Raw genomic sequence first — 526 nt, 5'->3', positions numbered from 1 at the left:
CTTTCCATCCATTTATCTAATTTTCTTTCTTTAAGTTTTTCTTCTAAAGGAAGTATATTTTTTATCAAGGCACTTTCTTGTGCTTTGATATGTCCATAAACTAATTCCATAAATTCTAAATGTTCTTTTATCCAAAGAATATTTTTATTAAAAGCATCTTCTTTGGTTTTAGGATTTAAAACATAAATTCTAGCAAGATTAAGTTCAAATTGTATGAATAAAGATTGCAAGATATCATACAAATCTTGCATTTGTTTTATATCTTCAAGTTTATTTTTAAATTTATCTATTTTTTCAATAGCTAAATTGATATCCTCTTCTTTTTCATTTAAACTCAAATATATACTTTGTATATTTTCAAAATCATTGCTGAGTATTTTACTAAAATCTCTACAATGTTTAATACTTTGATAAACTTTATAATAAGCCTTAAGTAAAAACTCATTTTGTTTATTTAAACTTAAAGGTTCTAATTTTTCAAAAGGTTTATTTAAATCTTTATCAAGTAAATTCTCACAAGCCCATA

At 22.4% G+C, this 526-nt stretch carries 1 pseudogene; it reads right to left on the bottom strand.

The features are described from left to right. Positions 1–526: pseudogene (locus AJN70_RS03245) on the bottom strand (motility associated factor glycosyltransferase family protein); the annotation flags it as partial.

The organism is Campylobacter sp. BCW_4341 (assembly GCF_001764255.1).
GTDB classification, from domain to species: Bacteria; Campylobacterota; Campylobacteria; order Campylobacterales; family Campylobacteraceae; genus Campylobacter_D; species Campylobacter_D jejuni.
The sequence above is the reverse complement of the archived record's forward strand: the minus strand, read 5'-3'. Positions and strand labels throughout refer to the sequence as shown.